Annotated in this window: 11 protein-coding genes, 1 tRNA gene and 1 pseudogene; 6 read left to right on the forward strand and 7 right to left on the reverse strand. The window is 62.0% G+C overall.

Features of this window, described 5'->3' with window-relative positions; genetic code table 11:
* The first annotated feature begins 98 nt into the window (after positions 1-98).
* The 3 genes from H8R18_RS06185 to H8R18_RS09580 all read left to right on the forward strand — a co-directional run bounded on the left by H8R18_RS06185 (position 99) and on the right by H8R18_RS09580 (position 2,164).
* Positions 99-171, forward strand: a tRNA-Arg gene (locus tag H8R18_RS06185).
* A 40-nt stretch (positions 172-211) separates the two neighbouring features.
* The gene (locus H8R18_RS06190) at positions 212-361 is read left to right on the forward strand and encodes a hypothetical protein (RefSeq protein ID WP_191071194.1); all 150 of its coding nucleotides are present in this window, start codon (positions 212-214) and stop codon (positions 359-361) included.
* A gap of 963 nt (positions 362-1,324) precedes the next feature.
* A complete protein-coding gene (locus H8R18_RS09580) occupies positions 1,325-2,164 on the forward strand; it encodes a hypothetical protein (protein ID WP_265087364.1) in 840 nt (279 codons plus the stop codon).
* A 1,005-nt stretch (positions 2,165-3,169) separates the two neighbouring features.
* Here the strand turns inward: H8R18_RS09580 and H8R18_RS06200 are convergent.
* Both H8R18_RS06200 and H8R18_RS06205 read right to left on the reverse strand, forming a co-directional pair.
* On the reverse strand, positions 3,170-3,481 hold the full coding sequence (locus tag H8R18_RS06200; protein WP_191071195.1) for a hypothetical protein: 312 nt from the start codon (positions 3,479-3,481) through the stop codon (positions 3,170-3,172).
* A gap of 4 nt (positions 3,482-3,485) precedes the next feature.
* Complete coding sequence (locus tag H8R18_RS06205; RefSeq protein WP_191071196.1) at positions 3,486-4,088, reverse strand: DUF2599 domain-containing protein; 603 nt, start codon at positions 4,086-4,088, stop codon at positions 3,486-3,488.
* 232 nt (positions 4,089-4,320) lie between these two features.
* Here H8R18_RS06205 and H8R18_RS06210 point away from each other — a divergent pair, with 232 nt between their 5' ends.
* Positions 4,321-4,746 carry a hypothetical protein gene (locus H8R18_RS06210; protein WP_191071197.1) on the forward strand — a complete coding sequence of 142 codons (426 nt, stop codon included), beginning with the start codon at positions 4,321-4,323 and terminating at the stop codon, positions 4,744-4,746.
* Positions 4,747-4,871: 125 nt separating this feature from the next.
* On the opposite strand, the gene aceB is transcribed toward H8R18_RS06210, so the two are convergent.
* Both aceB and aceA read right to left on the reverse strand, forming a co-directional pair.
* The gene (aceB, locus tag H8R18_RS06215) at positions 4,872-6,512 is read right to left on the reverse strand and encodes a malate synthase A (protein ID WP_191071198.1); all 1,641 of its coding nucleotides are present in this window, start codon (positions 6,510-6,512) and stop codon (positions 4,872-4,874) included.
* A 59-nt stretch (positions 6,513-6,571) separates the two neighbouring features.
* Positions 6,572-7,849, reverse strand: a complete 1,278-nt coding sequence (gene aceA, locus H8R18_RS06220) for an isocitrate lyase (RefSeq protein WP_191071199.1) — start codon at positions 7,847-7,849, stop codon at positions 6,572-6,574.
* A gap of 155 nt (positions 7,850-8,004) precedes the next feature.
* On the opposite strand from aceA, the pseudogene H8R18_RS09995 reads away from it, so the two are divergent.
* Both H8R18_RS09995 and H8R18_RS06225 read left to right on the forward strand, forming a co-directional pair.
* Positions 8,005-8,115, forward strand: a pseudogene (locus H8R18_RS09995) (hypothetical protein); the annotation flags it as partial.
* Between the two features lie 346 nt (positions 8,116-8,461).
* The gene (locus H8R18_RS06225; RefSeq protein WP_227712903.1) at positions 8,462-9,466 is read left to right on the forward strand and encodes an ImmA/IrrE family metallo-endopeptidase; all 1,005 of its coding nucleotides are present in this window, start codon (positions 8,462-8,464) and stop codon (positions 9,464-9,466) included.
* Here H8R18_RS06225 and H8R18_RS06230 read toward each other — a convergent pair.
* From H8R18_RS06230 to H8R18_RS06240, 3 genes are all read right to left on the reverse strand, one after another.
* Complete coding sequence (locus H8R18_RS06230; RefSeq protein WP_191071201.1) at positions 9,463-11,484, reverse strand: hypothetical protein; 2,022 nt, start codon at positions 11,482-11,484, stop codon at positions 9,463-9,465. The genes H8R18_RS06225 and H8R18_RS06230 overlap by 4 nt on opposite strands.
* Positions 11,485-11,654: 170 nt before the next feature.
* A complete protein-coding gene (locus tag H8R18_RS06235; RefSeq protein ID WP_191071202.1) occupies positions 11,655-11,912 on the reverse strand; it encodes a hypothetical protein in 258 nt (85 codons plus the stop codon).
* A gap of 19 nt (positions 11,913-11,931) precedes the next feature.
* Complete coding sequence (locus H8R18_RS06240; RefSeq protein WP_191071203.1) at positions 11,932-13,719, reverse strand: sodium:solute symporter family protein; 1,788 nt, start codon at positions 13,717-13,719, stop codon at positions 11,932-11,934.
* Positions 13,720-13,892 lie beyond the last annotated feature (173 nt).

The raw sequence follows: 13,892 nt of genomic DNA on the forward strand, positions 1-13,892 counted from the left end.
ACCCTAACCGCGCCACCTAGCCAGAGCGCGGAGGACCTGCGGTGCGCCGCACCAGAACGATCGAGCGCATCAGCATCGGTGTTACCATGATCCGGCCAGCCCCCGTAGCTCAGGGGATAGAGCACCGCTCTCCTAAAGCGGGTGTCGCACGTTCGAATCGTGTCGGGGGCACCTGGATCCCGTATATCGAGGAGACCGAAAGGACGCGCGCATGTCTGATATCCCAGCCGCAACCGAGGAATCAGTCGATCGCATGGCGTGGGAGCACGCCATCCTCGAAGAGGCTCGCGCGGCACACGCCGGGGACTTGCCGACGTATTCCCTCGACCAGGTCGCCCGCGAGTACGGCGTCGAGCTGTGAACTAGCGCCGCACGCGACTCAGGACCGACGAGCTGCGCGGGATCGGCTCGATGCGATTCTCCAGATGGCGCCGACAGCTCCCAGCGCCAACAGGGTCACGACCGGCAGACGCCACATCGCGTAGAAGTCGGCGACGTCGAGGGTACATTCAAGTTGAGGACATTCTTGATGCCCCGTCACGGCGTAGAAGCTACACGGGTGAGCTGGCGATTACGGACGGAGATGTGCTTCGGCACAGCCATGAGGCCTACTCCTAGCAATCGAACTAGCTTGGCTAGTCATTTGCTCGCTATGGGCGAGAGCGCACCATGCTGGGTGGGCACGTCATTATCTGGGTAGAAACTCTGGTCTGGCCAGCCACGAGGCAGCTAAACTGGACCGTGACACCCGACCCCGACGATCTTGCCCGGTACCGGCAAGTGGCGTCGTCACTGCGCGCATCGATTCCCATAGGGCTACCTAAGCCCGGAGACAAGCGCGCCCTCCCAGACCGGCTTTTCAAGTGCTTTAGCGTCGCCTACTTGACTATCCACCAATCCCACACACCATTTGAAGAACTTAGGAAGTCACTTTATGGACCCCCTACACGTAACTTTTGTAACACGGCAAATTGCCGGCGATAATGCAGACCTAGAGCTCGCGCGCCAGTATTGGGATCACACCCCACTGTTCGATGGAGGTACCAGATTCTGGTCTCGAACAGTCAAGACTATCGCCACAGAATGGGAACTACGTTCTCACCAACTTCTACAGCGAATAAATGCGACTACCGTCACTGTGATGACAAGCCCCAGGTGTCCCCTGTGCGGTGGCGCCAGCGCCGTCCGCTCGAGGCAGGCAACGATTGACCTCTTAAAAGGGCTTCATAACGGATGTGACGCATGCCGCGAGCGAGCACAAGAAAAGCGTCGACGCGAGCAGCTTGCGGCCCGCGCAGCAGCCCAGGCTGCACATGTCGCCATAGTGCAACGCGGCCTCGAATGGATCCGCCACCTCCGCGCTGAAAGCGAGGAAATGTGCAACTCTCCCCGCCTGAGCACAGCCGCGCAGGTCGCGCTGCTCACACTGGATACTGTCGCCTTCCACGACGGCGAACGTCCATGGGGTGATGTCTTTGCTGTAAGCTATGACGACGAAGTATCCAGCCGGCAACTCGCGGAGATTGCGATCGAACTGCTGGCGAACGGCGCGGCCACTCTTCGTAACCCGCACGCGGTCTTCACAGAGGCGGATGGCGAACTCCACTGGACCCCCGACCGGTGCTTGCTCTCCATAACGCCCGAAGGGCATGCTCTGAACGAAAGCTGGTCCAGCCGAGTCCAGTACCACATCACACGTGATGAGGCGGACGAACTTCTCGACATTGCACGCCATGTCATTCATCAGGAAGTGCGTTATCTTCTCGATTACGAAGTCAGCCGGTATGGACGGAAGGTTTCACTTACGCCATCGCAGGCTGCAACTCTGCGTCGTCGTGTCGAGGCTGAAGAGGACCTTCAACTCGGCTCTTTCCACGCTGGCATCTGGTATGCCGCCCGCAACATGATCGCACAAAAAGAACGAACCCCACGCATGGCGCACAGCTCGCTCTCAGGATATCTAATCAATCAAATGTCCAGCTCGTGGACATATCAGGCAGCCATCCCGGTAGCCGAGCGGAAACTCTACTCACGCTCCAAGATTCCGATACGGACCTATACCGACGTCCTGTTCGGCACGCTTCTGGACATCAACCCAGTTGAGGCATCTTTCGCAGCTGTCCGCGCCGCAATCATGCGACGGGTACCCTCCGAAGACGACTGATGATCAGGAGTTTACGCGAGCCGGCCCCCATAGGTACGATCCTGTCTCACAGAGACTATCCAACAAGATCATTCCCGAATCGGGATCTACCAGCGCCGCATGTCGCGCCAATCCCCCCCCCCTCACACACCGTGATGAGTATACTTATTGACCACCCTAACTGCGCCAGTCGGAGGGCACGTCTACATTCCGTCATTGGCGTGCGTCAGCTGTCCGCTCGTTCGATAATTCGAGCCCGATTACAAAACTCGCCGTTGACACCGCACGCGGATAACAACCAGCGCCGTTACCACTGCACCGTTGGCGAGTAGATCCGCGCGAACTACCGCAATCCCGACGAACCTTACGCGGGCCGGCCGCCCGACTCCCGCCTCAGACCGCACGAGCACATACGCGCACGCCCACTGACCCTGGCAAGGTGGTCAGCCCGGCAAGTCCGCACCTAGTCTCCAATGCAATCCGCCTAAGTGCGCGTTAGGCTCTCCGAGTGAGGAAACAGCAAATCGCGCCGGAACGAGACGCAGCTGACGCCACCGACAAGCGAGTGGCACAGATCACATCTGCGGCGCGCCGCGTCCAGAACACCCCTCCCCTCGGGTCAGCCACGGCAGTCACCACCCAGTGAAAGCAATATTGACCATGTGATCAGGGGCTCTGATGAGCTCCTTCAGTGGGTGTCGCACGTTCGAATCGTATCGAGGGGCCTGGATCTCACGTAGCAGAGACACGAAAGAACCCACGCAGCTCTTGCTATCCCAGCGGCAACCCACCTGAACATATAGGAAACCACCGCCAAGTTTGAGCGGCCCTACGTATCCACGAGGCCTTCGAAGTCGCATTACCTGCGCGAAACTATCGAAGCAGCAATCGACGTAGGAGAGTGCCACCCTCAGGGAAGCTCAAGCGACACACCAGAGCTACGGGCGCACCCTCTCGGTAAGTCGCGCACAAGCACTGCTGTCAAGCTATAAGCGGGTGAAAACGCCAATCACGGCTACACGCACCTCAAAGCAGACGAGCTGCCTTAGAGTTCGTGGACGCGATCCTCCAGATGGCAGTAACCGCGCCGAGCGCCAGCAGGATCACCACCGGCAGACGCCACATCGCGTAGAAGTCGGCAACGTCAAGGTCCAGCGGTAGCAACGCGATCGCTACGAAGGGCGAACCAGCTAGACAGATGACGAGGGTAGCGAGGGCCGCCGACCCGGTTCTGGTTGCCTTAGCCCCTACCGAGCCGAACTTCAGGAAAACCACGAGGTCAACCACGAGCGCAGCTACAACAAGAATTGCTGGGATTAGATCCACCATGGAGACCACCGACCTAATTGCAGTTAATGGAGCTAACGTCAGCCGCTTTCTTGTGCGGCTCAAGGTTCCAAGGAGTCTTGAGCATGCCGTACTTGAAATGACACAAGTATTGCTTCTTCATGCTCGCATCCACGCCCGTTGCCCGGTGTCGCGTCCACTGGCTCGCCAGATGAAACTTTTGGTACACCGCGTTCCAAGTTTGAACACTTCCGTAGTTCCCAATGCCACCACTCTTTGGCATCAGCGAGAGGGACACTACGCCACCGCGGTTAATCCACTTACCGTACTGAAAATAGGTTCCAAACGTGCCCGCCACAGCCGTCCGTTCGACACCATAGCTGGAGACCGCGACGCTTTGTTCACCGCCACCATCTTCGGCCTTCAAGTAAGCGTTAATTTCCGAAGTAGTGGGAACACGACCGTACTGGTCAAGATACATGTTGGTTTCTTCAAAAGATGGCGTGTGCCCCAAGATGCGCGAAAGGTTCTGCTGATCTTCTACCGTAAGACGCGAACTCGCACTTGCAGACGCGTCGGTAGGAACTATAAACACCAGCGAAGCGGCAACTGCGGACAAGCATCCCAACGCCTTGATTAACGAATTTCGAACTGCCATCGAAACCTCCTACAGCTCCGTAGGTGTATATCTGTCATCACAGGTTACCACACCATGCCACCGTTGTCAACCAGCGCCAGCATTAGCTGCAAAATGGCGCTAGGTTCCAACACCATCGGTCTCCCACCGAACAGCAGACGCCACCAGTCGAGGACGCAAAGCCTTCCAAGCCCTGGTACAGGAATTGGATCGTTTGGGTTGTCATAGCCATCGTGCTCCTCAGCATCTCTCGGTGCGGCTCCTAACGAGCGCGAGAAAGCAGCTTGCCAGCCAGTTCCGCGATTCCCACGCCCACATTCGAGGTAACGGAGCAGACGACCGAAGCCACGCCCAGCGAGCCTACGCTGTCGACGGAGTCACGCTCACCAAAGCTGTCACGGACGTCCGCATTGAAAATGACGTTGTCACAGTCGTGTTCGATCCCGCATCGGTCCACGCCGACCGGGAGACGTGGGACACCATGATCAACGTGTTCGACAACCTTGCTGAATGGACTGGAGCGCCGATCGCGTTCACAAATGACGAGTCAAAGGCTCTTCGGATGGCCGCCGAGACAGTCGACGCGGTTTATACGGATGGCTCATCTGGCGGCTCCCTCACTAAGGCAGAAATATACCGAATGGGGACCGGCAAAGATCTGCCAGCAGACGAACGATAGCGCAACCGCGAAACCGGCATCGACTATCCAGTGCACCTAAGCACACAGCGGTCCCTGGGAAGGCTCACCTCTCGCCTCCCCAGGGACCGCGTGCTAACGGGTTCGGCTAGAGGCCGGCGTCACCGCTATTCGATATAGGCCGCGTAGGCGGGGATCGTCAGGAAGGTCGGGAACTGCTCGGCGAGGCAGACCTCGGCGAACATCTCGGTGGCGTTCTCGATGATCCGCGCGGCCCGTTCGTCGCCGTCGACCTCGGCGAGGAACCGCTCGCGCTCTTCGGCAAGGATCGCCCGCACATAGTCCGAAGTGATCGCATTGCCCTCTTCGGTCGTGCACGAGTGGTGGAGCCACTGCCAAATCTGCGAGCGCGAGATTTCGGCCGTCGCCGCATCCTCCATGAGGCCGTTGATCGCCGCAGCGCCGTTGCCCCCAATCCACGAGGCGAGATAGCGGATGCCGACCGAGATGTTCGTGCGCACTCCCCCGTCGGTGATCGCTCCGGGTGTGCGCGGCATCGCCAGCAGGTCGTCCTCATTCACCTTGACGTCGTCGCGGGTACGCGCGATCTGGTAATCGGCGTCGCCGAGTTTGGCGTCGAAGACCTCGCGGACATATCCGACCATGCCGGGGTGGGCCACCCACGACCCGTCGAAACCGTCGTCGGCCTCGCGCCCCTTGTCCTCGCGAACTTTAGCCTCGGCGGCGGCGTTCGCCTCAGGATCCTTCGACGGAATGAAGGCGCTCATGCCGCCGATCGCGTGGGCACCGCGCTTGTGGCACGTGCGAACGAGCAACTCCGTGTAGGCCCTCATGAAGGGAACGGTCATCGTGATGTCACCGCGATCGGGCAGGACCCACTTGGGGCCGGAATCGCGGAACTTCTTGATCGCCGAGAAAATGTAGTCCCAGCGCCCCGCATTCAACCCCGCCGAATACTCGCGCAGCTCCCACAGGATCTCCTCCATCTCGAACGGCGCCATGATCGTCTCGATGAGGCAGGTCGCGCGGATGGTCCCGTGGTCGATTTCGACGTAGTCCTCGGCGAAGGTGAAGACGTCCGCCCACAGCTTCGCCTCCTCGCGATTCTCCATCTTGGGCAGATAGAAATACGGCCCCACCCCACGCTCGATCAGCTCGGCGGCGTTGTGGAAGAAATACAGCCCGAAGTCCGTCAGCGACGCCGACGTCGAGTGCCCACCGATCCGCAGGTGCTTTTCCGTCATGTGCCACCCGCGCGGGCGCACGATGATCGTCGGCCGCGGCCCCTCGCCCAACGTGTACTTCTTGCCCGTGGGCGCCGTATAGGAAATCGTTTCGCGAATCGCGTCGTAAAGATTGATCTGCCCGCCGATGACGTTTGCCCAGTGCGGGGTATTGGCGTCCTCGAGATCGGCGAGCCAGCAATCGGCACCCGAGTTGAGGGCGTTGATCGTCATCTTGCGTTCCGTTGGACCCGTGATCTCGACGTGGCGCTTGGCCAGGCCGGGCGCAATCGGGGCGACTCGCCAGCTGTCGTCGTCACGGATCGCCGCGCCATCCGGGCGGAAATGCGGCAGGTATCCACCGGCCAGGCGCTTACGACGGTCGTGGCGATAGGCCAAGCGCTCGGCGCGGCGGTGGTGGAAACGCTCATGCAGCGCCGCGAGGAAATCCAGCGCCTCAGGCGTGAGGATCTCACCTTCGCGCGCCATCGGGTTCGATCCGGGGTCTTCACCGGTGGGGCGCCGAATTTCGATGTCGGCCCCCGTGAGAGTTTTCCTGTTCATCTTCGTCACTCTTCCTTGAGTCATCACGGGCATCGCCACGGGCGACACCCCTACAGATTTCAGAATTGGGCTTCTTCGGTCGATCCCTTGATCGCGGTTGTCGACGAATCGGGGTTGACCGTCGTCGCGACCATGTCGAAGTATCCCGCGCCAACCTCGCGCTGGTGGCGCACCGCTGTATAGCCGCGCGACTCGGCCGCGAATTCCTTCTGTTGCAGCTCGACAAACGCGCTCATATCGCGGTCGCGATACCCCTCGGCCAACTCGAACATGCCGTAGTTGATCTGGTGGAATCCCGCGAGCGTGATGAACTGGAAGCGGTACCCCATCTCGCCCAGCTCGCGTTGGAAACGCGCGATCTGGTCGTCGTCGAGATTGGCTTTCCAGTTGAACGACGGCGAGCAGTTGTAGGCGAGCATCTTGTCGGGGAACTCCGCCTTGACCGCTTCGGCGACGCGACGCGCCATCTCCATGTCCGGCGTGTTCGTCTCGAACCACAACAGGTCGGCATAGGGGGCGAACGCCTTGAGGCGAGCGATGACGACCTCTTCTCCCTCACGGGTGTAGAAGTGGCCTTCGGGCGAGCGCTCTCCGGTGAGGAACTGCCGATCGATCTCGTCGATGTCTGAGGTGATGAGCGTCGCCGCCAACGAGTCGGTACGGGCGACGATGAGGGTGGGAACTCCCATGACGTCCGCGGCCAGGCGCGCAGCCGTCAGGTTGCGGATGTGCTGCGAGGTCGGGATGAGCACCTTCCCACCCAGGTGGCCGCACTTCTTCTCGCTCGAGAGCTGGTCCTCCCAGTGCACTCCCGAGGCACCCGAGCGGATCATCGCCTTCATCAGTTCAAACGCGTTGAGCGGACCGCCGAAGCCGGCTTCGGCGTCGGCGACGATTGGCAGGAAATAATCCGTGTCCTCCCGACCCTCGCTCCACTCGATCTCGTCGGCGCGGGCGAGCGCATTGTTTATGCGGCGCACCATCTTTGGCACGGAGTCGTAGGGGTAGAGGGACTGGTCTGGGTAGGTCGCATCGGCGGTGTTGCCGTCGGCGGCCACCTGCCATCCCGACAGATAGATCGCCTGCAGGCCGGCCTTGGCCATCTCCACCGCCTGATTGCCGGTGATGGCTCCCAGCGCGTTCGTGTACGACGTCGTCGTCAGGCGATCCCACAGCCGCGCGGCACCCTTGCGTGCCAGCGTGGCCTCTTCGATGATCGATCCCTGCAAGGCGACCACCTGCTCGGCCGTGTAGGGACGGGTGATTCCCGCCCACCGCGGATTTGTCGCCCAGTCGTTCTCGATGCCGGCGATTCGCTCAATCCTGCTCGTGCTCATGATGATGACCTCTTACTCACGTGTCATCCCGGCTCCGCGAGACCCTTCGGCTGCTGCGGCGACGGGATCAATATGGCTTCCGACACCCCAACTATCTCGAGGTCAAGAAACCCGATCTAGAGATTTTTTATGCAAAATCCGCCTATTCTTCACATATGGCACAGACAGCGCAGTCTTCACTCGGCGACGTTGACGAGGCCCTGCTCGGCAAGCGGATCCGCCACGCCCGCAAGGCGGCCCGGCGCACGCTGGGCAGTGTGGCGAACGCCGTCGGCTATTCCTCCTCCTACCTCTCGCAAATCGAAACGGGCAAACGCCCCGCGTCTGTCTATCCTCACCGCCATCGCGGCCGAACTCGGGGTATCGATGGACGTCCTGCTCGCCCAGGAACCGCCGAGCGAGCGCGCCGGCCTCGAACTCGAATTAGCGAAACTCCAAGACGCCCCAAGCGCCCGCAAAGCCCAGCTCCCCCGTGTGTCCCACCCGGAGCGCATCGGGACGGAAGAGCTGCGCGCGCTCGTCGGCCTCCACCACGCGCTCGCCGCGGCGACGACGATTCGCTCCTCGACCCCGGAAGAGGCCCGCGCGGCCAATCGGCAGCTACGCGCCGACATGCTCGCGCGCGGCAACTACTTCCCCACCATCGAGGCGCGGGCCGCTCAGCTGACCGAGGCAATCGGGCACAGTGGCGGCCCCCTGGACGCGTCGCTGCTGCGCAGCATCGTCAAGCGCTTCGACTACACGATCGTGCGTTCCGCCGACCTGCCCTACGCCGCGCGCAGCCTGCTCGACTATCGCAACCGCCGCCTCTACCTGCCCGCATCCTCGCGCGACGGGCGCGACGAGCGGATTCATGTCCTGCGCGCGCTGGCCGATCTCGCGCTCGACCACGACCGCCCGGCGACATTCGCGACCTTTCTGCGTCAACGCGTGGAATCGAACTACTTTGCCTGCGCGCTCCTCATGCCCGAGTCGCTCGCGCTGTCCTACCTGCGTTCAGCGAAGCTCGAGCGCCGCCTCGACCTCCACGAGTTCGCCCACCATTTCGCCGTTCCCTACGAGACAGCCGTGCACCGGTTCACGAATCTCGCGACGCACCACCTGTCGATCCCCGTGCACTTTTCGCGAGTCTCGCGCGACGGCGTCATCTACAAGGCCTATGCAAACGACGGCGTCGTCTTCCCCACGGACGTCACGGGTGCCATTGAAGGCCAGTTAGCGTGCCGAAAGTGGGCGGTGCGCCAGGCCTTCGCCCAGCCCGACCGCTTTGCCCCGCACGCCCAGTACACCGACACGTCGGCGGGAACGTTCTTCTGCACCGCGCAGGTGACGACCGCGAGCGCCGGCGAATTCAGCGTCGGTCTCGGTGTCCCGTTTACGGACTCGAAGTGGTTTCGGTTGCGCGCGACGCCGCATCGCCAGTCGTCGACGTGTCCGGATCGCAGTTGCTGCCGGCTATCGCCCCAGCACCTGGCCGACAGGTGGGAGGAACACGCCTTCGCGCAGGTGCGCGCGCACGCCCACCTGCTTGCGGCGGTTCCTCCGGGCGCATTTCCGGGGTTAGATCCCGTCGAGATATACGAATTCCTCGAGGGCCAGGCGGGGCTGAGCGATTAGTTGTATCCCTGGTAATCGTCGTGGACGGCGATAGCCGACAGCTCGACCGTGCCGTCGGGAAGATCCCAATAGAGCACACGACGCGCGGCGTGCGTTGACTGTTCCAGCCGCACTCGACGCGCTATCGCGCCGTCGTTGCGGGGCCGGGTTTTCGCCCCGCCCTGCCCACTCGACCGCTTATCGAGGATGCGCGCGTGGGCTCCCTCGCGCGATTTGCACGTCACGATCTCGGCGAGAACGCGCAGCAACTTGCGTCGAGGCACCTGCCGGCCCACCGTGTGCAAGGTATCGAAAAAGCCCTTCGAGAAGGTGTAGGGCCGAATCGGCCACTTCTCCTTATCCTCGAGGCTGAACCATATGCTCCACATGAGCTCGATTTCGAACCTCAGCTGCTCTTCGGGGCTCGAGAACTCCTGTCCGCCGATACGTGCTTCCCACTCGCCCCCGTCGCGGGAACGCGTGGGGCTAGCCGCCTGCGGTTTCGGCGCGGTGAGGGCGCGCAGCTGTTCGGGTGTATATCGGTGCGACAGGCGCTCGATCCGGGATTTGTCGGTGGCGCGGTCCTGCTCCGCATGTTCCAGCTGTTTCTCGAGGATTTCGACGCGAGCGCGAGAGCGCGCTGCCTCGTCTTTGGCCTGTTGTGTCTGCGTGCGTTGGCTGTGCAGTTGCCGTTTGAGGTCCTCGATGGCCAGGCGGTAGGCCTGTTCACGCTTGTCTTGTTGCTCGATGCGTTCGATGGTGGAGTACTCGGCGACATTGTCGTCGAAGGCCTGATCGATGGCGCGGCGCAGCCGCTCTAACTCGTCCTCGATGACGCTGATGACATCGTGGGGTTCGACGCGATCGGTGTCGGCATCGACGATTTCTCGCGCGTATTCCTCGGCGTTTTTGCGCTCCTGCGTCTGGTACTCGGCGTACAGCCAGGAAGGCCCATCCGGGATGTAGCTGACGACGTGGGAAAGTTCGTCCTCATCGGCCAACTCGGCACGCACGCCCTCACCATCGTCAAGGAGGGCAACGGGGATGATCTGGCCGACGCGGAAACTGTCGGTCACCCCGGAAATCGGCACAATCATTCCCGGGGCCACCTCGACGTCACCTGCCGGACCTGTCGCGTGAATACGCCCCAGCACGACGGTGTCAGCGCGCACCTGGCGCTGCAACTGTGCCGATGAGACCAAGTCGGGAATGGCCGTGACGAGACCGTCGGCGTCGTTGACCCGGACTCTCACCTCCGTTCCCTGCGCCAATACGTCGGTGACGACCAGGCCGGGGTCAACGCCGAGAGTCGCGAAATTCAGAGTGTAGAGCTGCCCCTCAACGCTGACGTAGGCCTGATAGGGGTCGTCCTCGTAAAGGCCTGCCGTGCCGGTCACTAGGCGCGGTTCGACGACCTGGCGGGTCTCCGAGCGCGAATATGTCGTCGCGGTGCTGTTGTCCTCACACCGGCGCACGGCGTGAGCGACATAGCGAGCGTGATCGATCGGAGCCTTGCGCACCTCGATTCGAGGCACCTGACGGTCCCACCACGTCCCGCCGTAGCCATAGACCCGCACGATTTCCGCAGCGACGCCGAGGTAGCCGTTGCCCGTGGCCGCCTTCAGCTCATCGATGAGGCCGGCCGAGACCGCCGTCGATGCCGCCAGGGCAATGAGCACGTCGGAAGATACCTCGTCGAGGAGAACGTCGAGATCGATGAACTCCAGGCCGTCGAAAGCAGCGATGAGGACGGCAACGTCATGGCGATCGGGAGCGAGCAGCTGACGGGCAAAGTCGCGCCCATCCTCACGATGAGCCAGGACGCGCACGCGTTCTCCCACGCTGCGACGCAGGCGCTCGGGGTAGGTGGCGGGCTGTCCGGGCGGGGACGAGAGCGGGGATGACGCACGGGAATCAGCAGGATCTGCCGCGGCCGTACCCTCGCCGTCGACGCTCGCCTGATGGCGCTCGAGACGTTCGATGGCGTCGAGGGACTTGCGCGCACTGTTCGAATTAAAGGCAAGTTTCTTCTTCGGCATAGCGAGGCTCCCGTGGTGTGCCGGCACCGGCGTCACCCCGCCAGCATGCGCGACCCGATCGTCAAGGTGGTGTGTCTTCTCAGACTATCGTCCATCACGTGCACGGCTCAGACGTCTCGGCCGTCACCCGCGCATGCGCGCCGGTGACGGCCGAGACTCACGGTGTCAGATTAGCGACCGGTATGGGCCGCCTCATCGACGGAGTCGGTGCTCTTGCCACCATCGGGAGCGACAAAAGCCCACGCCCACATGACAATCGCAACGACGAGCAGGGCCAAGCCGGCCCACAGGTTCGCGTGGATTCCTCCCGACTTAGCCAATTCCTCGGCCGAGGTCGTGAAGAACGAACACACGAGCAAGAAGATCCCGATGATTCCGAGAACCGAGCCGATGACGACTCGGATATCGCCGATAGATAGACGTTTCATGGTCGAGCTTCCTTTCGGCTCAGTGGAAAATCGAGTTGAGGACGATCACGCACACCGCCGAGGCGATAGCGATCGGGACGGGGCGACGCCACACGGGCAGCGTCGCGGTCTGCGGGTCGATGCGCTTGGCCTTCGGCGTCAGCGACCAGACGAAGCCCTCGAGCTCCGCGTCCGGCTTGGGCTGCGTCATGAGCGAGACCACGACGGTGACGATGAAGTCGACGACGAACGCCGAGATAGCCGCCAGGTACGCCTGCCCCTGGCCCGGGAACGACAGGAAGCCGAACCACACGGCGCAGTTCACGCCAAGCGCGGCGAGCGTGCCGAACAACAGGCCGGACCAGCCGCCGTGCGGGGTCGCCCGCTTCCACAGCATCCCGATGATGAAGGTGGCGAACAGCGGTGCGTTGAACATCGAGAACAGCTGCTGGAGCAGGTCCAAGATGTTGTTGTACTTCGCGGCGATGAGCGCGGTGAAGATGGCGACGATGCAGGCGACGACGGTCGCGTTACGGCCGACCTTCAGGTACTTCTCGTCGGACTCATCCGGCTTGATGTAGCGCTCGTAGATGTCGACGACGAACACCGTATTGAACGCCGACACGTTCGCGGCCATACCGGCCATGAACGAGGCAAGCAAACCGGTGATCGCCAGGCCCAGCAGGCCGTTGGGCAGCAGGTCGCGCATCATGAGCAGCATCGCGTCGTTGTAGGTGACGGTGTAGCCGTCGGGCGTCGGCCCGAATTGCGAGGCGAGTTCGCTCAGCGACGTCGCCGACAGCCCCATCTGGGTGCCCTTCATGTGCTGGATCTCGGGGATGAGGACGGCGGCGATCATGCCGGGAACAATGACGACGAAGGGAACGAACATCTTGAAGAACGTCCCGATGATCGGACTCTTCTGGGCGGCCGCAATGGAGTCGGACGCCATCGCGCGCTGAACCTCGACGAAGTTCGTCGTCCAGTACCCGAACGACAAGACGAAGCCGAGGCCAAAGACGAGGCCGACGACCGAGAGGACGGGCGAATCGAATCCCGAGATGAGCGTGCCCGGCCACGAGTGCAGCTGGTCGACGGCGCTCGGGTCGTATGCCGAATTGGCGGGAACGCCGGAGGCCATCTCGGTGATGCGATGGGTCAGGCCCTGCCAGCCGCCGACCTTGTACAGCCCGATCAGCGTCACGGGCAACAGCGCTGCGATGATGACGAAGAACTGCAACACCTCGTTGTAGATCGCCGCGGACAGGCCGCCCGAGGTGATGTAGACGAGGACGATGACGGCAGCGACGACGAGCGAAATCCACAGCGGGATTCCCAGCATGCCGTTGACGATCTTGCCCAGCAGATAGAGGTTGACGCCGCCGATGAGCAGCTGCGCCAGCGCGAACGACAGGGCGTTGATGAGGTGGGCCGCTGTGCCGTAGCGCTTGTACATGAACTCGGGAACCGAGCGGACCTTCGAGCCGTAGTAGAACGGCATCATGACGATGCCGAGGAAAATCATGGCCGGGATCGCGCCGATCCAGAAGTAGTGGAACGTCGCCATGCCGTATTGGGCGCCATTGGCCGACATACCCATGATTTCGACGGCCCCGAGGTTCGCCGATACGAACGCAATGCCGGTCACCCACGCGGGCAGCGACCGACCCGAGGTCAGGAATTCTTCACTCGTCGCCGCCTTGCGTTTCATGATGAAGCCGACGGCCAAGACGAAGCCGAAGTAGATGACGATGGGGAAATAGTCAAACCACTTCGGATCAATCAATGTCGTGGTCGCGGGTACGACACCCGCGTCGTAGAGTCCCATCAGTAATGCCTTCCTTGACATGAACGGGATAGGCGCGGCCCCATTGACCGCGCACTGCCCTCACCACCCTAGGTGGTATAGACATCTTCGGCAAGGACACGCACGAAACGTCCACGGGTTGATCGTTCACGCAGGTCAGAGCTTCTCCATCGGGACATACCGCAACAGCAATC

It is taken from the genome of Nanchangia anserum (genome assembly GCF_015240065.1).
Taxonomy (GTDB): Bacteria; Actinomycetota; Actinomycetes; order Actinomycetales; family Actinomycetaceae; genus Nanchangia; species Nanchangia anserum.